General features: G+C 71.6%; 20 protein-coding genes, 1 rRNA gene and 1 pseudogene. 8 read left to right on the top strand and 14 right to left on the bottom strand.

Going from position 1 to position 21,716, the window contains the following annotated elements:
- Together rrf and ACF1AG_RS32500 are read left to right on the top strand one after the other, a co-directional pair.
- A 5S ribosomal RNA gene (gene rrf / locus ACF1AG_RS32505) occupies positions 1-85 on the top strand; the annotation flags it as partial.
- 128 nt (positions 86-213) lie between these two features.
- Positions 214-777, top strand: coding sequence for a GNAT family N-acetyltransferase (locus ACF1AG_RS32500; protein WP_359747338.1), 564 nt, complete (start codon positions 214-216; stop codon positions 775-777).
- Here the strand turns inward: ACF1AG_RS32500 and ACF1AG_RS32495 are convergent.
- From ACF1AG_RS32495 to ACF1AG_RS32470, 6 genes are all read right to left on the bottom strand, one after another.
- On the bottom strand, positions 766-2,280 hold the full coding sequence (locus ACF1AG_RS32495; RefSeq protein WP_387798822.1) for a type VI secretion protein: 1,515 nt from the start codon (positions 2,278-2,280) through the stop codon (positions 766-768). The two genes, ACF1AG_RS32500 and ACF1AG_RS32495, sit on opposite strands and share 12 nt — an antisense overlap.
- 20 nt (positions 2,281-2,300) lie before the next feature.
- Positions 2,301-3,710, bottom strand: coding sequence for an ATP-binding protein (locus ACF1AG_RS32490; RefSeq protein WP_359599426.1), 1,410 nt, complete (start codon positions 3,708-3,710; stop codon positions 2,301-2,303).
- A gap of 14 nt (positions 3,711-3,724) precedes the next feature.
- Positions 3,725-5,284: an SCO6880 family protein gene (locus ACF1AG_RS32485; protein WP_359747334.1), complete on the bottom strand. Its 1,560-nt coding sequence runs from the start codon at positions 5,282-5,284 to the stop codon at positions 3,725-3,727.
- Complete coding sequence (locus tag ACF1AG_RS32480; RefSeq protein WP_391810854.1) at positions 5,281-6,603, bottom strand: hypothetical protein; 1,323 nt, start codon at positions 6,601-6,603, stop codon at positions 5,281-5,283. Before ACF1AG_RS32480 ends, ACF1AG_RS32485 begins: the two co-directional genes overlap by 4 nt.
- Entirely contained in the window at positions 6,593-7,393 is an 801-nt protein-coding gene (locus tag ACF1AG_RS32475) for a hypothetical protein (protein WP_387798818.1), read from the bottom strand. The genes ACF1AG_RS32480 and ACF1AG_RS32475 overlap by 11 nt, the downstream gene beginning before the upstream one ends.
- A gap of 199 nt (positions 7,394-7,592) precedes the next feature.
- Positions 7,593-7,901 carry a hypothetical protein gene (locus ACF1AG_RS32470; protein ID WP_006136301.1) on the bottom strand — a complete coding sequence of 103 codons (309 nt, stop codon included), beginning with the start codon at positions 7,899-7,901 and terminating at the stop codon, positions 7,593-7,595.
- Positions 7,902-8,252: 351 nt separating this feature from the next.
- Here ACF1AG_RS32470 and ACF1AG_RS32465 point away from each other — a divergent pair, with 351 nt between their 5' ends.
- Entirely contained in the window at positions 8,253-9,263 is a 1,011-nt protein-coding gene (locus tag ACF1AG_RS32465; protein WP_359599433.1) for a bifunctional lytic transglycosylase/C40 family peptidase, read from the top strand.
- Positions 9,264-9,473: 210 nt separating this feature from the next.
- Positions 9,474-10,181 carry a phosphatase PAP2 family protein gene (locus ACF1AG_RS32460; protein WP_359599435.1) on the top strand — a complete coding sequence of 236 codons (708 nt, stop codon included), beginning with the start codon at positions 9,474-9,476 and terminating at the stop codon, positions 10,179-10,181.
- 77 nt (positions 10,182-10,258) lie between these two features.
- On the opposite strand, the gene ACF1AG_RS32455 is transcribed toward ACF1AG_RS32460, so the two are convergent.
- Entirely contained in the window at positions 10,259-11,800 is a 1,542-nt protein-coding gene (locus ACF1AG_RS32455) for an FAD-binding oxidoreductase (protein ID WP_359599437.1), read from the bottom strand.
- 453 nt (positions 11,801-12,253) lie between these two features.
- On the opposite strand from ACF1AG_RS32455, the gene ACF1AG_RS32450 reads away from it, so the two are divergent.
- Entirely contained in the window at positions 12,254-13,096 is an 843-nt protein-coding gene (locus ACF1AG_RS32450; protein ID WP_359599439.1) for a hypothetical protein, read from the top strand.
- Between the two features lie 114 nt (positions 13,097-13,210).
- The gene (locus ACF1AG_RS32445; protein ID WP_190003076.1) at positions 13,211-13,396 is read left to right on the top strand and encodes a hypothetical protein; all 186 of its coding nucleotides are present in this window, start codon (positions 13,211-13,213) and stop codon (positions 13,394-13,396) included.
- A 24-nt stretch (positions 13,397-13,420) separates the two neighbouring features.
- Here ACF1AG_RS32445 and ACF1AG_RS32440 read toward each other — a convergent pair whose 3' ends face one another.
- Complete coding sequence (locus ACF1AG_RS32440) at positions 13,421-13,843, bottom strand: metal-sensitive transcriptional regulator (RefSeq protein ID WP_359599441.1); 423 nt, start codon at positions 13,841-13,843, stop codon at positions 13,421-13,423.
- Between the two features lie 237 nt (positions 13,844-14,080).
- On the opposite strand from ACF1AG_RS32440, the gene ACF1AG_RS32435 reads away from it, so the two are divergent.
- Together ACF1AG_RS32435 and ACF1AG_RS32430 are read left to right on the top strand one after the other, a co-directional pair.
- Positions 14,081-14,701: a DUF47 domain-containing protein gene (locus ACF1AG_RS32435; protein WP_026244101.1), complete on the top strand. Its 621-nt coding sequence runs from the start codon at positions 14,081-14,083 to the stop codon at positions 14,699-14,701.
- 7 nt (positions 14,702-14,708) lie between these two features.
- Complete coding sequence (locus ACF1AG_RS32430) at positions 14,709-15,707, top strand: inorganic phosphate transporter (protein WP_359599442.1); 999 nt, start codon at positions 14,709-14,711, stop codon at positions 15,705-15,707.
- A gap of 104 nt (positions 15,708-15,811) precedes the next feature.
- On the opposite strand, the gene pstB is transcribed toward ACF1AG_RS32430, so the two are convergent.
- From pstB to ACF1AG_RS32400, 6 genes and pseudogenes are all read right to left on the bottom strand, one after another.
- Entirely contained in the window at positions 15,812-16,588 is a 777-nt protein-coding gene (gene pstB / locus ACF1AG_RS32425; RefSeq protein WP_359599443.1) for a phosphate ABC transporter ATP-binding protein PstB, read from the bottom strand.
- 50 nt (positions 16,589-16,638) lie between these two features.
- Positions 16,639-17,697, bottom strand: coding sequence for a phosphate ABC transporter permease PstA (gene pstA, locus ACF1AG_RS32420; RefSeq protein WP_359599445.1), 1,059 nt, complete (start codon positions 17,695-17,697; stop codon positions 16,639-16,641).
- Positions 17,694-18,698 carry a phosphate ABC transporter permease subunit PstC gene (pstC, locus tag ACF1AG_RS32415; RefSeq protein WP_359599447.1) on the bottom strand — a complete coding sequence of 335 codons (1,005 nt, stop codon included), beginning with the start codon at positions 18,696-18,698 and terminating at the stop codon, positions 17,694-17,696. Before pstC ends, pstA begins: the two co-directional genes overlap by 4 nt.
- Positions 18,699-18,831: 133 nt before the next feature.
- Positions 18,832-19,959, bottom strand: a complete 1,128-nt coding sequence (gene pstS / locus ACF1AG_RS32410; protein ID WP_359599449.1) for a phosphate ABC transporter substrate-binding protein PstS — start codon at positions 19,957-19,959, stop codon at positions 18,832-18,834.
- Between the two features lie 209 nt (positions 19,960-20,168).
- Positions 20,169-20,597, bottom strand: a complete 429-nt coding sequence (locus tag ACF1AG_RS32405; protein WP_359599451.1) for an NUDIX hydrolase — start codon at positions 20,595-20,597, stop codon at positions 20,169-20,171.
- 25 nt (positions 20,598-20,622) lie between these two features.
- Positions 20,623-21,627 (bottom strand): annotated as a pseudogene (locus tag ACF1AG_RS32400) (CHAD domain-containing protein); the annotation flags it as partial.
- Positions 21,628-21,716 lie beyond the last annotated feature (89 nt).

The raw sequence follows: 21,716 nt of genomic DNA, 5'->3' as shown, positions 1-21,716 counted from the left end.
TTACATTCCGAACCCGGAAGCTAAGCCTTACAGCGCCGATGGTACTGCAGGGGGGACCCTGTGGGAGAGTAGGACGCCGCCGAACAATTCTTGAATAGGAAGCCCCCGTGCCATTCGGCACGGGGGCTTTCTGCGTTTTAGGGCCTCACTGTCGATGCCCAGGGCGGCCTTACTCCATGGAAGGCCGTGGTGCTCCGGTACTACCGTGGCCGCATGAGCTACAAAGTGCGTTCCCTGCGCGTCGACGAGTGGGCCGTGGCCAAGGCCCTGCGGCTGGAGGCGCTGCGGGATCCCGTGGCGTCCATCGCCTTCATGGAGACCTACGAGTCCGCCGTCGCCCGCCCGGACTCCTTCTGGCAGGAGCGGGCCGAAGCAGGCGCCGAAGGGGCGTCGGGGGCGCAGCAGATCATCGCCGAGGGGCCGGACGGAGAGTGGGTCGGCACGGTCACGGTGCTGATGGAGGAGGCCGGGGCCACGGACTGGGCCGGGATGCCCGTCGAGCGGCTCCAGGGGCATCTGGTCGGGGTGTACGTGCAGCCGGGGCACCGGGGGATCGGGCTCACCGAAGTGCTATTCGACGCCGGTCTCGAGTGGGCGTGGGCGCGGGGTGCCGAGCGGGTGCGACTGCTCGTGCACGAGGACAACGCGCGGGCGCTGCGGGCCTACCGGAAGGCCGGGTTCGTCGAGACAGGGGTGACTACGACGCTGGGTTCCGACCCGGGTGAGCGGGAGCTGGAGCTGGCCGTGGAGCGGCCGGACCCGGAGTCAGACCGGTAGTTCGGCGTGCGGCCAGCGGGCGCGGGCCTGTTCGCGGGAGCGCAGGAGGGCCACCGTGGGCATGCCGCGCTCGGGCCCGGCGGTGAGGAGCTCCGGGAGCTGGGGAAGAGGGGCCACCGCCGCCACGTCGTCCAGGACGAGCGTGAGTGGTGGGTCGAGCCGACCGGAGGATGACCGTTCGGCCATGCGCCGGCCGTGCTCGACCACGTACGAGACGAGCGCCGTGAGCAGAGGCATGGCGCCCGGACCGGTGCGCGGATCCTCGATGGACTCGCCCACCACGTAAAGCGTTCCCCCTTCGTGGATGAAGGAATCCAAGGCAAGGGCATCACTTCGGTGCGGATTGCAGGCCTCCCGGACATTGACCGTGGAGAGGGCCGCCAGCGCACGCGCCGTCAGCTGCTGGGCCATGTCCCGGCGTTCGGGGTGCGCGGTGAGTGCCGCCTCGAGTTCGCCCGCTGAGCCGGACGCCGCCCTGGGATGCGTGCGCAGGACCCGTACGGCGTCCTGGACCTGGAGGCCCTGTGCCCAGCGGTGCACGTGGCGGACGGCGCGGCCGTCGACGGCGGCCGCGTGCAGGTAGCTGCGGAGCAGCAGTTCGGCGGTGTCGCCGAGCTGCTGGTCGAGCCGTGAGGTGGGGCGGACCGGGGCGAGGAGCGCCGCCGCGCGGGCCGTCGCCGTGTCCTTGTCCTCGCAGCCGGCGGTGGGCGACCAGTGGAGGCGGGCCGGGGTGTCGCAGAGGTGTGTCGGGTCGTAGAGGTGGGCGGGGCCGAGCTTGGCGCGGGCGTCCTTGGTGTCGTACCAGAGGGTCGGGTTGGACGTGACGACGAGGGCGGGGCCCTCTGCGTCGCGTACGGCCTGCGCGGCGGTGGTGTGGCGGGTGGCCGGGGGGCCGTAGTGGAGGCCGGGGGCCGTCACCTCCGCGGTGGGGCGGAGGGCCGGCTCGGAGGGCCTCGGGGCGGGTACCTCGTGCACCGGCGTGGGCTCCGGCTGCCGTTCGAGCACCGGCTCCGGCTCGAGCACCGGCTCCGGCTCGGGCGCCGGTTTCGGCTCGAGCACGGGCTCCGGCAGCGGTTTCGGCATCCGCCTGGGAGACGCGGGCGCCGACTCCGTCACCGTTCCCTCCGCGCGCCGCCGCGCCCGTACCGCTCGCCAGCGGGCCACCGTGCCGAGGACGAACACGGTGAGGACCAGCAGGATCATCAGCTGGCCGATGAGCAGGCCCCAGAACAGGCCGTAGCCGGAGAGCTCGGCGGGCGGGGCGTCGGGCCAGGCGCCGGGGACGTCGTGCGGTTCGGCGACGAGGTGGCGCATGGCGAGGGGGGTGCGGGCGAAGGAGAGGCCGGACGGCCAGCGGCCGTGGGCGAAGAGGCCCGCGAGGCCGGTGGCCGTCCACACCATCGCCGTCATGCCGAGGAGGAACGCGAGCACCCCGACCAGCAGTCCGTCCGGGATGCCGCCGCTCCGGCCGCCGTCGTGCTCGCGTCGCTCGTCCGGTCTCACGCTTCCCCCTCCTGTCGTTTCTACGCCACCGTCGACTCGGAGTCCCCGACGTGCTGCTCCACGAAGGCCGCCGCCCGCTCCTCCGCCTCCAGCTCGGCGGCGCGCAGGGCGTCGTCGGTGAAGTCGGCGGACGACTCGGTCATCGCGCGGTCGGTGAAGACCAGTGGGCGTTCCGTCTCGGTGACCAGGTGTTTGACCACCTGGACATTGCCGTTGACGTCCCACACCGCGATGCCCGGGGTGAGCGTCGGGATGATCTCCACGGCCCACCTGGGCAGGCCCAGCACCCGGCCCGTGGCCCGCGCCTCGTCCGCCTTCTGGGCGTAGATGGTGCGGGTGGACGCCATCTTCAGGATCGCCGCGGCCTCCTTCGCCGCCGCCCCGTCGACCACGTCGGACAGGTGGTGGACGACCGCGACGAAGGACAGGCCGAGGCGCCGGCCGAACTTCAGCAGCCGCTGGAACAGCTGCGCCACGAACGGGCTGTTGATGATGTGCCAGGCCTCCTCGACCAGGAAGATGCGCTTCTTCCGGTCGGGGCGGATCCAGGTGTGCTCCAGCCACACACCGACGATCGCCATGAGGATCGGCATGGCGATGGAGTTGCGGTCGATGTGGGACAGGTCGAAGACGATGAGCGGGGCGTCCAGGTCGATGCCGACGGTCGTCGGGCCGTCGAACATGCCCCGCAGGTCACCGTCGACGAGGCGGTCGAGGACCAGGGCGACGTCCAGGCCCCACGCGCGGACGTCGTCTATGGCGACGTTCATCGCCTCCGCGGACTCCGGCTCCGGGTGGCGGAGCTGGTCGACGATGTCCGACAGCACCGGCTGGCGTTCGACGATGGTCTCGTTGACGTAGGCGTGCGCGACCTTCAGGGCGAAGCCGGAGCGCTCGTCGAGGCCGTGCCCCATGGCGACCTCGATGATGGTGCGCAGCAGGGCGAGCTGGCCCGTGGTGGTGATCGCCGGGTCGAGCGGGTTGAGGCGGATGCCCTGGTCGAGCGCGGCCATCGGGTCCAGGCGGATGGGGGTTATGCCCAGCTCCTGGGCGATGAGGTTCCACTCGCCGGCGCCGTCCTCGCCCTGCGCGTCCAGGACGACGACCTGGCGGTCGCGGAAGCGGAGCTGGCGCAGGACGTACGTCTTCTCCAGCGCCGACTTGCCGTTGCCGGACTCGCCGAGGACCAGCCAGTGGGGGGCCGGGAGCTGCTGGCCGTAGAGCTGGAAGGGGTCGTAGATGTAACCCTTCCCGGAGTAGACCTCGCGGCCGATGATGACGCCGGAGTCGCCGAGGCCGGGCGCGGCGGTCGGCAGGTACACCGCCTGGGCCTGGCCCGTGGACGTGCGCACCGGCAGCCGGGTCGTCTCGACCTTCCCGAACAGGAAGGACGTGAAGGCGTCGGTGACGACGGACAGCGGATCCCGCATCTTCAGCTCAGCCCCTACCTACGAATGCCGGTGGCGAACGGGAGAGTGTTCACGAACGCGCGGTGGTGCTCGCGGTCGCACCACTCCAGCTTCAGGTACGACTTTCCGGCCGACGCCCGTATCGTCCGCTTGTCGCGGGCCAGGGCCTCGGGTGTGCGGGAGGAGACGGTGATGTAGCCGACCAGGTTGACGCCCGCGGCGCCACTGGCGAGGTCCTCGCCGCGCTGGTCGAGACGGCTGTGCGCGGCAACGTCGCGGGGGTCTACGGTGCGGTTCATCTTGGCGGCGCGGGACGCCTCCGCCGCGTCGTTGGTCTTCTCGGTCAGCATGCGCTCGATGGCGACCTCGGTGGGTTCGAGGTCCATCGTGACGGCGACCGTGCGGATCACGTCCGGGGTGTGGACGAGCAGGGGCGCGAGGAAGTTCACGCCGACCGGGGTCATCGGCCACTCCTTGACCCAGGCCGTGGCGTGGCACCAGGGGGCGCGGGTGGTGGACTCGCGGGTCTTGGCCTGGAGGTACGTGGGCTCCGTGGCGTCCAGTTCGGCCGGCCAGGCGTTGCGCCGGGACATCGCCTGGATGTGGTCGATCGGGTGGTCCGGGTCGTACATGGAGTGGATCAGCGAGGACAGCCTGCTCTGGCCGAGCGGCTGGCGTACGCGGATGTCGGCCTCCTGGAGCCGGGAGCAGATGTCGGTCAGCTCACGGGCCATGACGACGGCGAGGCCCGCGTCCCGGTCGACGCGGCCGCCGCCCTGGCTGCGCATGGCGCGGGCCATCGTGGAGGCCTCGGCGGCGAGTTCGCGGGTGTAGTGCATGCAGGCGACCAGGTACGCGCGGTGCTGCTCGCTGCTGGTCGACACCATCGACTGCAGCTGGTCGTAGGACTGCTGGAGCCAGGCGGGCGCTCTGTCGTCGCCGCGGACCGTGACGTCCTTGGCGTGCGCGTCCGGGTCGGCGGGGAGGGTGCGGGCGAGCATCTGGATGCGGGTGACGAAGCCGTCGCCGTTGGCCACGTGCTTGAGCAGCGTGCCGAAGCGGTCGACGAGGGCCTCCTGGTCCTCGGAGTCGCGCAGGCCGACGCCGGGGCCCTCGATCTCGATGGCGGCGGTGACGGTCTTGCGGTCCGCGTGCAGCAGCACGGCGATCTCGTCCGGGCCGAACGGCGCGGACAGCCAGGTGATGCGGCCGATGCCGGGCGGCGGGCCGACCTCCACCTCGCGGCCGTCCAGCCGCGTGCCGGCCTCGACGACGCCGGAGCGGTAGGTGGCGCCGCGGCGCAGGGTGCGCTTGTAACTGCGGTTGATCTCGAACCACTTGTAGAACGTGCGGTGCTTGTACGGCACGTACACGGCGGCCAGGGCGAGCATCGGCAGGCCCGCCAGCAGCACGATCCGCACGGACAGGACGGGGACGAGGAGCCCGCACATCATGCCGAGGAACGCGCCGATGACGATGAGCGCGATCTCACCGGTCTCGCGATTGCGGCCGACGATCGCGTTCGGCCGGGCGCGGCCGATCAGATACGTACGGCGGGGCGTGACCGTGGGGGACAGATGGGACTCGGTCGTCAACGCCCTTCACCTCCCGTGCGGTTGTTGCTGCTGTTGCGGGTGCCGGCGTGCGGGGTGTTCACCGGGCTGCCCGTCCGGGGCGGGGGCGCGGCGGCGGAACCGCCGCCGCCCGAGGGGCGGGAGCTGTGCGCGGCGACTCCCCCGGACGCGGGGTTGGACGGGCGGGGCGCGGAGGACTGGCCTCCACCGCCGTGGTTGTCGGCGCGGGTGCTGTGGGTCTTGATGCCCTGCGCGACCAGGGTGGCCGGGGAGCTGATGACGGCGGCGGCCTTGCCCTCGGCGCCCTGCATGAGGCGGTTGTTGCGGGAGCCGGCGATCTCGTCGCCGAAGCCCGGGACGAAGCGGTAGATCATCGCCGAGGCGAAGATGGCGAGCAGGATGATCGCCAGTCCGGAGACCACGGCGGAGAAGGCGTCCGGGCCGTCGTCGGCGGAGAGCGCGCCGGCCAGGCCGAGCACGATCACGATGACCGGCTTCACCATGATCACGGCGATCATGATGCCCGCCCAGCGGCGGACGTGGCCCCACAGGTTCTTGTCGACCAGGCCCGCGTAGACGACGGTGCCGAGGAGGGCGCCGACGTAGAGCAGGGCGGCGCGGATGACCAGCTCCAGCCAGAGGATGCCGGCGGCGAGGATGGAGACCAGGGAGACGACGATCAGCATGATCGGGCCGCCGCCGATGTCGTCGCCCTTCTCCAGCGCGCCGGAGAACGTCCCGAAGAACGCGTCCGTCTGGTCGCCGGTCGCCTTCGCCAGCACGTCGGTCACGCCGTCGGTCGCGGAGACGACGGTGTAGAGGATCAGCGGGGTGAAGGCGGAGGCGAGGACGGTCAGCCAGAGGAAGCCGATCGCCTCGGACAGGGCGGTGGCCAGCGGCACGCCGCGGACTGCCCGCTTGGCGACCGCCAGCAGCCAGAGCAGGAGCGTGAGGATGGTCGACGCGGCGAAGACGACGGCGTACTGCTGGAGGAAGGTGTCGTTGGTGAAGTCCACCTTCGCGGTGTCCTCGACGGCGGCGCTGAGCTGCTTGACCGTCCAGGACGCGGCGTCGGCGCAGCCGCGGGCGAGGGAGGCGAGGGGGTCGAGGGCGGAGGTGGGGTCGCTGAAGGTGCCGCGCTCCCCTCCTCCTCCGGAGGAGCCGCTCTCACCGCGTTCGCAGTAGTCCTTGGCGGGGCCGTGGATCAGGTCACATGGGTCGTTGCTCGGCGTCGGCGTGGGGGTGGGCGCGGCCACGGCGCGGGAGGCGAACAGGACGACCGTCGCCTGGAGGGCGGCGATGGCGCCCGTCAGCGCGAGCGTGCGGCGATTAGCGGGCATACGAGAACCCTCCGTACTCCTGGACGGCCTTCGCCATCTCGTCGGCGCTGGAGGCCCGCTCGTCGCCTGGAACCGGCGTAGGGCCGTCCTTTTGAGAGTGGGTCACGATCTTCCAGTCGTCATTGGTCCACTCGAGCTGCATGGTGATGGTGAACCAGCTGTTGGTGACCGGACTCGTGGAGTTCTCCCCGGCGAGCCCCAGGAGGCCGCTGCACCAAACCTCGACCGTGGCCGTGTCGGAGGACGACTCGGTGACCTTGGTCCCGATCGGGGTCGTCCGGGAGACGAACGTGAGGCCGTCCGGCGTGGTGCCGTCGCCGTTCAGGCCCACGTTCTTGTTGAATTCGGGCGTGTAAGCCTTGTCCAGCCGTGTCTCGAAGTCCGCGACCCGGGCGGGAACGATGATCGACTGCAGGATGGCGTCGCGCCTGGCCTTGTCGAACATCTCGGCGGAGCCGAGCGCCACCGCGTAGTTGGCGGCCGCGCTCTCCGCCCCCTGTCTGTCGTGGGCGAAGCCCGACGGGATGCCGGCCGCGCCCGCCGGGACGGGCTTCTCGCCCGAGGGTGCTGTCGCCGCCGCCTTGGGGGAGTCACCCCCCTCCTCCGCGTCGGAATCCCCGCCTCCGCGGTTCGCGAAGGCGATCGCCGCGATGAGGAGGACCACCACGCCGACGACCGTGACCAGGCTGCGTGACGACGACCGGCCGTTTCGGCGCGCGCCGCCGTACGGGTCGTCGCCCGCCTCGGGCAGGCGGGTGCGGGTCCGGCCCGTGTCGTCTCCGAGACTCATGCCGCGTACGCCCCCTCAGCGTCGTGCGGGAACACCTCGTACTCCGTGTACTCCACGTACGACGGTAGCCGTACCGGCCGCCGCTCGGGCGTGGTGTGGTGACTGGACATCAGGGAAACGCAACCTCAGCCGGTGGGCACGACGGGCGGGTGGGATGGAGGGGGGCCGGGCGTGCCCGGTCGGGACCGATGGTGCGGGATCAGACGGCCATGCCGTACACGATGGTGAACAGGGTGCCGAGCGAGCCGATGATGAAGACGCCCGTGAGCCCCGCGATGATGAGGCCCTTGCCCTGTTCGGCGCTGAACGTGTCCCTCAACGCGGTGGCGCCGATGCGCTGTTTGGCCGCCCCCCAGATGGCGATGCCGAGGCAGATGAGGATGGCGACGGCCATGACCACTTCGATCATCACCTTGGCCTCGTTGCCCAGGCTGCCGAAGGGGCCCCAGTCCGGAGCGATCCCGCCGATGATGGTGTTGATGTCTCCCTCGTCGGCCGCAAAGAGCATGTAAGTCACCGCCCCTGTATGGGTAGTTCCGCATCCTCTGCGGGGGTGCAGAGGTCAGGCCTCATTGTCGCCGACGATGACGCCGTCGTATGTCGACTTGACGTCATCTGTTGGCAGGTTTCGTGGGAATAGCTTGCCACCGGCGCGCGCCGGACTCCGGGAGGGGCGCGCTCCGAAGGGTGAAGAGTCGTATCGTCACTCTGTGTATCACGGTGGGTAACGCCGGGCAATGAAGCGCGGCTCGTTCCCGGTGGCGCGGACCGTGCATGTCGTCGTATCTGATCCCTCCCGTTCGGCCGTCGCGCCTCTACACTGTCGGGCGGCGGCGGACTGCCGGACGGTGAGGGGTGGTTGACGGTGCGTAAGGTGTGGGTCGGTGCGACTCTTGCCGTCGGGTCCGCGCTCGCCTTCGTGATGCTGCTCGTCGTCGGGGTGTACGTCGTCGCCGGGAACCTGGTGAACGGGGTGGGCGGAGGCGCCGCCAAGACCTTGGCCAAGGGCAGTGTGCCGGCGGCCTATCAGCAGCTCGTCGCCCGCTGGGGCAATCTCTGTCCCGCCATCAACCCGGCGCTGCTCGCCGCGCAGCTCTACCAGGAGAGCGGGTTCAACCCGCAGGCGCAGAGCCATGCCGCCGCGCAGGGCATCGCGCAGTTCATCCCCGGCACCTGGGCCGTCCACGGGATCGACGGCGACGGGGACGGCGACCGTGACGTGTGGGACCCGGCGGACGCGATCCCGTCCGCGGCGACCTACGACTGCACGCTCGCGTCCTACGTGAAGGACGTCGGCGGGGATCTGACCGAAAACATGCTCGCCTCGTACAACGCGGGGGCGTACGCGGTCATCAAGTACGGGGGCGTTCCGCCGTACAAGGAGACGCAGAACTACGTGAAGCGCATCCGCGAGCTGGAGAAGAGCTTCGCGGCGCCCGTGGGGCGGGTGGATCCCTCGCGGCAGGCCGCCGGGGCGATCGCCTTCGCGCAGAAGAAGCTCGGCACTCCCTATCTCTGGGGCGGCAACGGCACCGCTGACCAGGGAGGACGCTTCGACTGCTCGGGGCTGACGAAGGCAGCGTACGAGAGTGTGGGGATCACGCTGCCGCGCGTGGCGAACGACCAGTACAACGCGGGTCCGCATCCGGACCGGGACGAGCTCTTGCCGGGTGATCTGGTGTTCTTCTCGGACGACCTGACCGATTCGCGGGCCATCCGGCATGTGGGTATTTATGTCGGCGGCGGGTACATGATCGACGCGCCGCGCACGGGTGCCGTGATCCGATTCGACCCGATCGACACTCCTGACTACTTTGGTGCCACCCGGGTCACGGAAGATGGCGCGAAAGCGCTCCCCACGAGGGTGTGAGCGGAGCGACAAACGCCCCCCTGAGCTGCGAAGACGCATCTCTCTTCGATAACGTCTGCGTGATCTTTCGGTGGAGTGTGGAACGTATCGACGGGGGCCGTGCGTTCCTGTTCTCGTAGCCGAGCGGACGAGCGGATCTACAGACCACGGGGGTGGCAGACACGGCGCGCGTCCGCGCGCCGGACGACATGACGAAGGGGCCGCAGCACCATGGCTGGACTCGCCGATTCCGGGTCGAACCCCGACGTCGACCTGCTCTACGACATCAACGGCCTCGCGAAGGCCGCCCCGCCGTGGTTCGACCACGTGATGGAGTTCGTCGGTGAGTACGGGGTGCTCTTCGGCCTTCTCGCGATGGTCCTTTGGTGCTGGTGGGGCGTGCGCAAGCGCGGCGGACCTGACGCGGCGTCATCGGTGGCGGCCCTGGCGTGGGCTCCGCTCGCGGCGGGCGTCGCGGTCCTGGTGAACGTGCCGATCCGTGGATTCGTCGAGCGGCCACGGCCGTTCAACGACCACGAAGGGCTCGAGGTGCTGGTCGACGGCAAGGACGACTTCTCCTTCGTGAGCGACCACGCGACGCTCTGCATGGCGCTGGCGGTGGGGCTGTTCCTGGCCAACCGGCGTTTCGGCCTGGTCGCGCTGGTGCTGGGCCTGATCGGCGGTTTCATCCGCGTCTACATGGGCGTGCACTACCCGACGGACGTGGTGGGCGGACTGGCGCTGGGCACCGCGGTCGCGCTGCTGCTGTCGCCGCTCGCGATGGCGTTGCTGACGCCGCTGGTGCGGGCGGTGGAGCGGTCGCCGAAGGCCGGCTGGCTGGTCGCCGCCCGGCCGCAGGGCCAGCGGCGGAAGGTGGCCGAGCGCGGCCGGGGCCGGGCCGCGGGCGCCGGCCCCGAGGAGCGGGACCTGGCGGCCTGACGACGTCACACGAGGGCCCGTGACCACCGTCCCGCTGAGGGGCGGGCGGTCACGGGCCCTTCGTGCGTCCTGCGGCCTCAGAGGGCCTGCGGGGTGGTGAAGACGCGGTCCGGGTCGTAGCGCCCCTTCAGGCGGGACAGGCGCGGGGCGGCGTCGCCGTAGTAGGCGCGGCGCCAGTCGGCGAGGCCGGGGTCGGTGTAGTTCTGGTAGGCGGCGCCGGACGCGTGCGGGCGCAGAGCCCGGTGAGTGTCCGTCAGCCATTCCCGGACGGCGGTGCCGTCGGAGCTGTCGGGGTGCCAGGACGCGAGGTACTGGGCCAGGACGCGGGAGCGGCGGTGCACGAACGCCGTCGCGGCGGGCGCGATCCGGTTGACGGCGCCGCCGAGGGCGGTGAGGTCGATGCTCGCCGAGCCGCCGCGGGCCGCCCGTGTCCGGTCCAGCAGGGTGTTGATCCCGGCGTCGTCGAGGGGCCGGTCGTAGAAGTCGGAGCGGGCCGCGTAGGTCTCGCGGGACAGGGCGCCCTCGGGGCTGCGACCGGGCGTCCCGCCGGGGAGCCGGCACCGGTCGTCGGCGAGCGAGGTGCAGCCCGCGTACAGCTCCATCGACTCCTGGTACGAGCGGCGGCGCAGCAGGACGCTGCTCGCGGAGGCGCCGACGCGGCCGGCGAGCCGGTCGACCGCGTTCTGCAGCTCGCCGTAGGCGCCGAGGGAGAAGACGGTGACGGAGACGGAGGGGCCGGCGCCGGTGTTCTCCAGGTGGAGCGCGGACCATATCTCGTCGGGCTGGTCGGGACCCCACTCCTGCCAGGCCGCGACCACGGCGGCCGCGCGCTCCCACGGCCAGGTGAGGTGGCCGGTGACGCTCCGGGGCGCGGGGTGGGTGCGGAAGCGGAACTCGGTGACGACGCCGAACTGGGCGTTCCCCGCGCCGCGCAGCGCCCAGAACAGGTCCGGGTGCTCGGAGTCCGAGGCGGTGAGCTCTCTGCCGTCGGCGGTGACCAGGGTGGCCTCGGTGAGGCTGTCGCAGGTCAGGCCGTAGGCGCGGGAGGTGACGCCGTGCCCGCCGCCGAGGGCGAGGCCGGAGATGCCGACGGTGGGGCAGGAACCGCCGGGGACGGTGAGCCCGCGGGCGGCGAGGGTGCGGTAGACGTCGATCAGCCTGGCGCCGGCCCCGACGACGGCCGTGTCGCCCTCGACGCGTATGCCGGCCATGGCGGACACGTCGACGATCAGGCGGCCGTCGCCGGAGGACCAGCCCGCGTAGGAGTGGCCGCCGCTCCGCACGGCGAGCGGAACCGCGTGTTCACGGGCGTGGGTGAGGGCGGTGCGGATGTCGTCGGCGTGCCGGACGTAGGCGACGGCGGCGGGTCTGAGGGTGTCGAAACGCGTGTTGTAGAGGCGGTGGGCGGTGGTCCAGTCGGCGTCGCCGGGGCGCACCAGGCGGCCGTCGAGGTGCCCGGCCAGGGTGGTCCAGTCGGCGGGCGTCGCGGGGCGCGGGGTGGGGGACGGAGTGGGGGAGGACGAGGCGCGCGAGGTGGGCGGCGCGGGCCGGGGCTCCGAGATGGTGCACGCGGAGGTGGTGAGGGCGGCGGTGCCGGCGACGAAGGTGCGGCGGTTCACGGGCGGCCTTCCGGACGTCGGGTGGGGGGACGGCCCGTCACGGCAGCCGGGACGGCGGCGCCTTGGCGGGAGCTGTGTGAGGGGGACCCGCCCAGGGACCTCGGCGGGCGCGCACCGTAGGGCGCCTGGGAGGCGGTCCGTCGGGGAACCCGGTGCCGGCCCATTCTCGGCACCCTGCCGGGTCCGCGTCACTCCCCCGTGTGGTTTTCGGCGTCCCTGCGGGCCAGGCTCCTGGCTCTGCGGGCCGGGCCGCGCCATCCGCAGGTGCAGCGGGCCGTGCAGAAGGGCCCCTGCTCGGTGGTGGTCGTGAGGTGGGGCCGGGGGGCCGGCGCGTCGTCCTGGTGCGGCACGCCGCCCACGGTAACGCCCGTAAGGGGCCGCGTGACGGGCCCCCTTACCGTTCGTTAACGCACTGACAGCGGCCCGTGTCGGACGGAGCGGGGGTAGGCAGTGATGGCGCGAGGGCGACAGCACAGGCGGACGCACGGCGTGGCGGCCGTGGCCGGGGTCGTCTGCTGTCTCGGACTCGGCGCCGCCGGGTGCGCGCGCAGCGACGCCGTCGCGCAGGGGCCGCCCGCCGGGGATCCGGTGCAGGTGCTGCGCACGGCCGCCGACGCGCTGGTGGAGGCCGGCAGCTCCCAGACGCGCACCTCGCTGGAGATGGCCACCGGAGGCACCCGGGTCACCATCCGGGGCGAGGGGGTCTACGACTACCGCAAGCGGCTCGGGCGGCTCGAGGTGCGGCTGCCGCAGGACCCCGCGGGCGCCGCCGACCGCCGGCCGATCACCGAACTGCTCGCCCCGGGCGCGCTGTACATGAAGAACCGGGGCGCCGGTGTGCCCGCGGACAAGTGGGTGCGGGTGGACACCGCGACGCTGTCCGACGGGAACCTGGTCACCGGCGGGGCGACCGATCCGTTCGCCGCGGCCGAGGTGCTGCGCGGGACGAGCTCGGCGGCGTTCGTCGGGCGGACGGAGGTGGCGGGGGCGCGGGTGCGGCACTACCGGGGCACCGCCGATCTGGAGGCGGCCTCGCAGGCGGCGTCGGAGGTCAACCGGGGGCCGCTGGGCTCGGCGGCGAAAGGGTTCGCCACCGCGCGGGTGCCGTTCGACGTGTACCTCGACGACGAGGGGCGGATCCGCAAGATCCGGCACCGGTTCAGCTTCGTGAACGGCGAGGGGCAGAAGCCCGTCGCGGTCGCCTCCACCACCCTGCTGTACGACTTCGGCGCCCCCGCCGACGTGCGGCTTCCGGCGGACGCAGACATCTACGCCGGGCGGATCGCCCAGGAGTGAGCGGCCCCGGCGGGCCGGGCGGGCCCGTGGTGGCCGGGCCGAACTAGCCCTTCCGTGCCATGCGCGGTCCGTAGGGCGCTCCCTACTCTAGGAAGTCGGTGACGACAGAGTGAGGTGAGGCGCGTGGCTCCGCTCGGGAGAGGGACGGTTCCGGTCCAGGATCACGTGGCGCTCGCCGAGATCGAGCTGTGCGGCGAGCTGATCATCGCCGCGTCCAACGCCGAGGACCGGCTGAGCCTGGAGAGCATCGACGAGGTGCTGCGGGTGGCCGAGGCGCGGACGGACACCGCCGGATCCTGACCGCCCCGGCCCCCGCCCAGCCGGTCAGGTCCGCAGCATGCGGGCGATGGCCTGCGTGGCCTCCTTGACCTTCGCGTCGATCTCGTCGCCGCCCTTGACGGCCGCGTCCGCGACACAGTGGCGCAGGTGCTCCTCCAGCAGTTGCAGCGCGAACGACTGCAGCGCCTTGGTGGAGGCGGACACCTGGGTGAGTATGTCGATGCAGTAGACGTCCTCGTCGACCATCCGCTGCAGTCCGCGGATCTGGCCCTCGATGCGGCGCAGCCGCTTGAGGTGCTCCTGCTTCTGGTGGTGGTAGCCGTGGATCCCGCGGTCGTGGTCGGTCACGATGTCCGTTACGTCCGTCACATCCGCAGTCTCCGAGGGGCCCGCGGCGGGCGCGGTGTCCACGGCGCCGTCCGCGTCCGGCGAGGAGGGCGCGTGCGCGCCGGTCCCGGTGGTGGTCATCGCGTCCTCCTGCTGTCCTGATGGGCGCTATATACCCCTGGTGGGTATATGTTACCGAACTTCGCCGGTCCGCGGACGGCCGGTCCGCGCCGCTCGCCGGGCCCCGCGGGCCGCGCCTGCCGCCCCCGTACTCATCACTGTGCCTGATGGGCGACACTGGGGGGCGGCCGTTATTGGTGGCCGGATGATGCGCCTAGCATCAGCCTGACCGAAACCGACGCATACCGAGGACCCCACGTGCGCTTTCGTCTGACCCCCAGGGAGACGAGCTTCTACGACATGTTCGCCGCGTCCGCGGACAACATCGTCACGGGCTCCAAGCTCCTGATGGAACTGCTCGGGGCGGACACCTCCGCCCGGGCCGAGATCGCAGAGCGTATGCGGGCCGCGGAACACGCCGGTGACGACGCCACGCACGCGATCTTCCACCAGCTGAACTCCTCGTTCATCACGCCGTTCGACCGCGAGGACATCTACAACCTGGCGTCCTCCCTCGACGACATCATGGACTTCATGGAGGAGGCCGTCGACCTGGTCGTCCTCTACAACGTCGAGGAACTGCCCAAGGGTGTCGAGCAGCAGATCGAGGTCCTGGCGCGGGCCGCGGAGCTCACCGCGGAGGCCATGCCGCACCTGCGCACCATGGAGAACCTCACCGAGTACTGGATCGAGGTCAACCGGCTGGAGAACCAGGCCGACCAGATCCACCGCAAGCTGCTCGCCCACCTCTTCAACGGCAAGTACGACGCGATCGAGGTGCTGAAGCTCAAGCAGATCGTGGACGTACTGGAGGAGGCGGCGGACGCCTTCGAGCACGTGGCGAACACGGTGGAGACCATCGCCGTCAAGGAGTCCTGAGCCTTTCATGGACACCTTCGCTCTGATCCTGACCATCGGGGTCGCGCTCTTCTTCACCTATACCAACGGTTTCCACGACTCCGCGAACGCGATCGCCACGTCCGTCTCCACGCGTGCGCTGACGCCCCGCGCGGCGCTCGCCATGGCGGCCGTGATGAACCTGGCCGGCGCCTTCCTGGGCTCCGGGGTCGCCAAGACCGTCAGCGAAGGGCTGATCGAGACGCCCGAAGGGTCGACGGGGATGGGCATCCTCTTCGCCGCGCTGGTGGGCGCCATCACCTGGAACCTGATCACCTGGTACTTCGGCCTGCCGTCCTCGTCGTCCCACGCCCTGTTCGGCGGCATGGTCGGCGCCGCGCTGGCCGGCGGGACGACCGTCTACTGGCACGGCGTCGTCGACAAGATCGTCATCCCGATGTTCGTGTCGCCGGTCGTCGGCCTGATCGCCGGTTACCTGGTGATGACGGCGATCATGTGGATGTTCCGTCGGGCCAACCCGCACAAGGCCAAGCGCGGCTTCCGCATCGCCCAGACGGTCTCCGCGGCCGGCATGGCCCTCGGCCACGGCCTCCAGGACGCCCAGAAGACCATGGGCATCGTGGTGATGGCCCTGGTCATCGCCGACGTCGAGGACTACGGCGACCCGATCCCGGTGTGGGTGAAGATCGCCTGTGCGCTGATGCTGTCCCTCGGCACCTACGCGGGCGGCTGGCGCATCATGCGCACCCTCGGCCGGAAGATCATCGAGCTGGACCCGCCGCAGGGCTTCGCCGCCGAGACCACCGGCGCGTCGATCATGTTCGGCTCGGCGTTCATCTTCCACGCGCCGATCTCCACCACCCACGTGATCACCTCCGCGATCATGGGCGTGGGCGCCACCAAGCGCGTCAACGCCGTGCGCTGGGGCGTCGCCAAGAACATCGTCCTCGGCTGGTTCATCACCATGCCGGCCGCCGCCCTGGTGGCCGCGGCCTGCTTCGGACTGGTGCATCTGATCGCGCTGTAGACCCGCGCGCCGGCACGCACGTGGAAGGGCCCGCCCCCGTTGAGTGGGGGCGGGCCCTTCGTGCCTCGCGGCGGCACCGCCATGCAGCGTCGCGAGGAGCCGGATCAGCCGAAGCGGCCGGAGATGTAGTCCTCGGTGGCCTGGACCGACGGGTTGGAGAAGATCCGCTCGGTGTCGTCGATCTCGATCAGCTTGCCGGGCTTGCCGACCGCGGCCAGGTTGAAGAACGCCGTGCGGTCCGAGACGCGCGCCGCCTGCTGCATGTTGTGCGTCACGATGACGATCGTGAAGCGCTCCTTCAGCTCCCCGATCAGGTCCTCGATGGCGAGGGTGGAGATCGGGTCCAGGGCGGAGCAGGGCTCGTCCATCAGCAGCACGTTCGGCTCCACCGCGATGGCCCGCGCGATGCACAGGCGCTGCTGCTGGCCGCCGGAGAGGCCCGAGCCGGGCTTGTTCAGCCGGTCCTTGACCTCGTTCCACAGGTTGGCGCCCCGCAGGGACTTCTCGACGATGTCGTCCAGCTGGGACTTCTTGTACTTGCCGTTCAGACGCAGGCCCGCAGCCACGTTGTCGTAGACCGACATCGTGGGGAACGGGTTCGGGCGCTGGAAGACCATGCCGACCTCGCGCCGGACGGCCACCGGGTCGATGCCGGCGCCGTACAGGTTCTCGTCGTCGAGCATGACCTTGCCGTCGACCCGGCCTCCCGGGGTCACCTCGTGCATGCGGTTGAGGGTGCGCAGGAAGGTCGACTTGCCGCAGCCGGAGGGGCCGATGAAGGCCGTCACGGAGCGGGGCTCGACGGTCATCGAGATGTCCTCGATGGCGAGGAAGGATCCGTAGTAGGCGTTGAGGCCGCTGACGTCGATGCGCTTGGCCATGGGTATCACTGCTTCTTTCGGGTCGCCGACGACTGTGTGGGGGGAGCCGGTCAGCGACCGGTCTGCGGGGCCTTCCAGCGGGCGATGCCGCGGGCCACCAGGTTGAGGATCATGATGAACGCGATGAGCGTCAGGGCCGCCGCCCAGGCACGGTCGTACGCCGCCTCGGAGCCGTTGGTGTACTGGAGGTAGATGTACATCGGCAGGGAGGCCTGCGGGTCCTGGAACGGGTTGGCGTTGATGAAGTTCGTGCCCCACACCAGGAGCAGCACGGGGGCCGTCTCGCCGGTGATGCGGGCGATCGCGAGCATCACGCCGGTGGTGATGCCGCCGACGGACGTCGGCAGGACCACCTTGAGGATGGTGCGCCACTTCGGGACACCGAGGGCGAGGGACGCCTCGCGCAGCTCGTTCGGGACGAGCTTGAGCATCTCCTCCGTGGAGCGGACCACCACCGGGATCATCAGGATGGACAGCGCCATCGAGCCGGCGAAGCCCGAGTAGCCCATGCCGAGGATCAGGATCCACAGGCTGAGGACGAACAGGCCCGCCACGATGGACGGGATGCCCGTCATCACGTCGACGAAGAAGGTCACGGCCTTCGCCAGCCGGCCCCGGCCGTACTCGACCAGGTAGATCGCGGTGAGCACGCCGACCGGGACCGAGATCGCGGTGGCCAGGCCGACCTGCTCCAGCGTGCCCAGCAGGGCGTGGTAGATGCCGCCGCCCGGCTCGGTGTCGGCGACCACTCCCATGGAGTGGGTGAGGAAGTAGCCGTCGAGGACCTCGGTGCCCCGCTTGACGGTCTCCCAGGTCAGCGAGGCCAGCGGGACGATCGCCAGCAGGAACGCCACCCACACCAGGCTGGTCGCGGTGCGGTCCCGGGCCTGGCGGCGTCCCTCGACCTTGGCGGACACGGCGAACGAGCCGCCGACGAACAGCAGCGCCGCGATCAGCGCCCACTGGATGTCGCTGTGCAGCCCGGCCGCGGCGCTGATCCCGTACCCGAGGGCGGCGGAGGCGCCGGCGACGGCCCAGGGGAACCACTTCGGCAGGGTCGCGCCGCGCAGGGAGCCGGACGGGCGGGTGTCGTTGAGTGCGTGGCTCATGCGTTGGCCCCCGAGTACTCCTTGCGGCGGGCGATGATCAGCCGGGCCGCGCCGTTGACCAGCAGCGTGATGACGAACAGCACGAGACCGGAGGCGATCAGCGCGTCCCGGCCCATCTCGGTGGCCTCGTTGAACTTGCTGGCGATGTTCTGCGCGAAGGTGCCGCCGCCCGGGTCGAGCACGCTGGCGCTGATCGTGAAGCTCGGGGAGAGCACCATGGCGACGGCCATCGTCTCGCCGAGGGCGCGGCCGAGGCCCAGCATCGACGCGGAGATCACGCCGGAGCGGCCGAACGGCAGCACCGACATGCGGATGACCTCCCAGCGGGTCGCGCCGAGGGCCAGGGCGGCCTCCTCGTGCATCCGCGGGACCTGGCGGAACACCTCACGGCTGACGTTGGTGATGATCGGCAGGATCATCACCGCCAGCAGGATGCCGACGGTGAACAGCGAGCGCGGGGCGCCGTCGTTCCACTCGAGGATTCCGGTCCAGCCGAGGTAGTCGTCGAGCCAGCCGTACAGGCCGTCCAGGTGCGGCACCAGGACGAGCGCGCCCCACAGGCCGTAGACGATGGATGGGACGGCGGCGAGCAGGTCGATCACGTAGCCGATGGGGCCGCCGAGGCGGCGCGGGGCGTAGTGCGTGATGAACAGGGCGATCGCGACGGCGACCGGCACGGCGATGACCATCGCGATGACCGACGACACGACGGTGCCGAAGGCCAGGACGGCGATGCCGAACTCCGGCGGGGAGCCGCTCGGGTTCCACTCGAAGGTGGTGAAGAAGTTGGCCTCGTCCTTGGATATCGCGAGCGAGGCGCGGTAGGTGAGGAAGGCCGCGATGGCGGCCATCAGGACCAGGACGAGGATGCCGGATCCCCGGGACAGCCCGAGGAAGATCCGGTCGCCGGGGCGGGTGACGCCGCGTGCGGCAGGGGTGTCGGGGGGCGCGGCCGGGCCGGGTGCCGGCGGGGCCGCGGGTTTCTGCGTGGTGGTGTCCATCGGGTTCTCCGGTCTGCGGAGCCGCCGGGCCGGGAGGCTCCCTCGGAGCCGTCCGGAACCCTCGGGGCTCCTGTTGGCGGTGCACCGGACGGTGCGGCCCGCCCCGGGACCGGGCGCGGGCCGCACACTCGGGTCAGCTGAGGCTCGAGACCGTCTCGCGGACCTTGGTGATGATCTCCTGCGGCATCGGGGCGTAGCCGGCCTCGGCCAGTTGTCCCTGACCCTCGTCGGAGGCCATGTAGTTCAGGAAGGACTTGGTGGCGGGCAGGGTGTCGGCCTTGTTGCCCTTGTCGCAGACGATCTCGTACGTCACCAGGACGATCGGGTACGCGCCCTCGGCGGACGGGGTGTAGTCCAGCTCGAGCGCGAGGTCCTTGCCGGTGCCGACGACCTTGGCGGCGCCGATGGCGGCGGTGGCGTTCTCGATGGTCGCCTTCACCGGCTCGGTGGCCTCGGTCTTGATGTCGACGGTCTTGATGCCGTCCGAGGCGTAGGACAGCTCGAAGTACGAGATGGCGCCGGAGGTCTGCTTCACCTGCTGGGCGACGCCGGAGGAGCCCTGCGCGGACTGGCCGCCCTCGGCCTCCCAGGACTTGCCCGGCTCGTACTTCCAGTCCTTGGGCGCGGCGGCCTTCAGGTACTTGGTGAAGTTGTCCGTGGTGCCGGACTCGTCGGAGCGGTGGAAGGCCTGGATCTTCAGGTCGGGGAGGTCGGCGCCCGCGTTGAGCCCGGCGATCGCCGGGTCGTTCCACTTGGTGATCTTGTTGTCGAAGATCTTCGCGAGGGTCGGGGCGTCCAGGGCGAGGGTGTCCACGCCGGGCACGTTGAAGCCGACCGCGATCGGGCCGCCGACCATGGGCAGGTCGATGCCCTGGCCGTCGGCGCACACCTTCTTCGACGCCTCGACCTCCTCCGGCTTCAGCGCGGAGTCCGAGCCGGCGAACGCGGTCTGGCCCTGCGTGAACGCGGTGATGCCGGCGCCCGAACCGGTCGGGTTGTAGTTGATCTGCACGTCCTTGCAGGCCGCGGTGTACTGCTTCACCCAGGCGTCGATGGCGTTCTTCTGGGCGGAGGAGCCGGACGCCTGGAGCTGGCCCTTGGCGTCACCGCAGTCGATGTTCCCGGCCTGCGCGGTCGCCGAGGCGTCGCCGCCGTTGCTGTTGCCGGTGTCGTCGGAGCCGCACGCCGTGAGGGCCAGGGCGCCGGTGACGGCGAGAGCACCGAGAGCGAGGGCCCGCCGGTTCATGCGCTGAAGCTTCACTTGTGTTCCTTCCAGTGGCCGCCGTCCTGAATTCGGCGGCGTGCGAAGTGTGGTGAGGCGCGACGCCTCGTCCTGTAAGGGTGCGGGTACGGGCGATCCGCACCGCGTAAGGCCGAAATTAGGCAGAAGAGGTGAAGCGGCCGATGGGCGTACATGAACGAGGGGTGAACCCCTGAGGACGGTGCGGTGAGGCCGCGGCGCGGCCGGTTTCAGAGGGCCGGGCGGACGGCGTCCACCAGGCCTGCGTCCATGGGTGAGGTGAGATGGCGGCGGGCCGCGTCCGGGGGGAGCCAGAGGATGCGGTCGACCTCGTCGTTCGGGGTGAACGTGCCGGAGACCGCCTCGGCCGCCCAGTAGCGGACCCTCTTGGGGCGGCCGTGCGCGAGGTAGCGGGTGCTGGGCAGCTCGGCGGCCGGCGCCGCGGTGTACCCGGTCTCCTCGGCGACCTCGCGCAGGGCGCCCGCGAGCGCGTCCTCGCCGCGCTTCAGCTTGCCCTTCGGCCAGGACCAGTCGTCGTACTTGGGCCGGTGGACCAGGCACAGCTCCAGCTCGCCGGTGACGGGCGAGCGGCGCCACAGGACGCAGCCGGCCGCCTCGACGGTGAGGGCGCCGTTCCTTCCGGGTCGTGTGGTGCGCACCGGGGCCTCCCTGTTGCAGGGCGTTCTACGGGGTGCCGGCGGGCGGCTGCTGCCAGGCACGCTGGAACGCGTACCGCGCGGCCTCCACCTCATGCCGCTGGCCGGCGTGGAGCACGCCCAGCGCGTACGCCGTGGCCGGTGCGATCCTCGGCGTGCGGCCCGCCTGCGCGGCGGCGGCCGCGGCCTCTGCGGCGTCCCGGTGCCGGTCCAGCGCCTCGCCCGCGGCGCGCAGCCGGGGGTCGTCGCCCGCGGCGGGGTCCAGCACCTCCTGGGCGTACCGGTGCAGCCGGAGCAGGAGCCGCACCTGGTGCCAGGGGGTGTCCTGCGGATGCGGGGAGGGGTCCGGCGACAGGCCGCGCACCAGCGCCTCGGCGTTGTACGGACTCCCCGCGGTGAGCAACGGCAACGCGGCGACGGCGTCCTCGAGCCGCTCCCGCGCGGCGTCGGCGAGCGGCCGCAGATCGATGTGGCCGGCCTCGCCGGCCAGGGGGACCTCACTGGCCAGTACGGCCACCTGATCGGCGACGGCATGGAACCGCGCGGACCCGAGCGCCTGCAGGGCGGCGGAGTGCGCCCGCGTCCGGGCCAGGGTGAGCTGCCGCTCGAGCAGGGCGGCGGCCTTGGCGGCGCCTGCGGCGAGGTGGCCCCGGTCGCCGGCCCCGCCGGTCCCGCTCCCGGGGCGCGGGTCGCCCGCCGCGGAATCGTGCCCTGGGCCGCGGCCGGGGAGACGCGCGTCGTCCCGGGGGCGCCGGACGGCGGCGGCACCGGGCTCACCCCCAGGACGCCGGCCGGCCGGGGCCGGGACGGTGGCGGTCACGGTCGGGGCGCGGCGGGCCGGGGTGGGACGGGCCCCGGTCGCGTGGACGGTGCGGGTGGAGGGCTGCGCGCCGGGCGCCGGGGCGGCCCGCCGGGGTACGTCCGGCGGGGTGCCGTCGGCGGGTGCGGGTGCACCGGGAGTGCGCGACGCGGGCCGGGTGGCGGGCGCGCCGGGGCCGCGGGCGGCGGACGGGCCGGCCGCGGCAGGAAGCGCGGCGCGCGCGGGGCCGGTGAGGGGGGTTGCGCCGGTGCGGGCGGGGGCCGGGGCCTCCCGCCGGCCTTCGGCGGACGGTGTGGACGGCT

Origin of the sequence: Streptomyces sp. NPDC014764, assembly GCF_043082785.1 — a bacterium.
GTDB classification, from domain to species: domain Bacteria; phylum Actinomycetota; class Actinomycetes; order Streptomycetales; family Streptomycetaceae; genus Streptomyces; species Streptomyces althioticus.
Note: the sequence above shows the minus strand (reverse complement) of the source record. Positions and strands in the feature narration are given on the sequence as shown.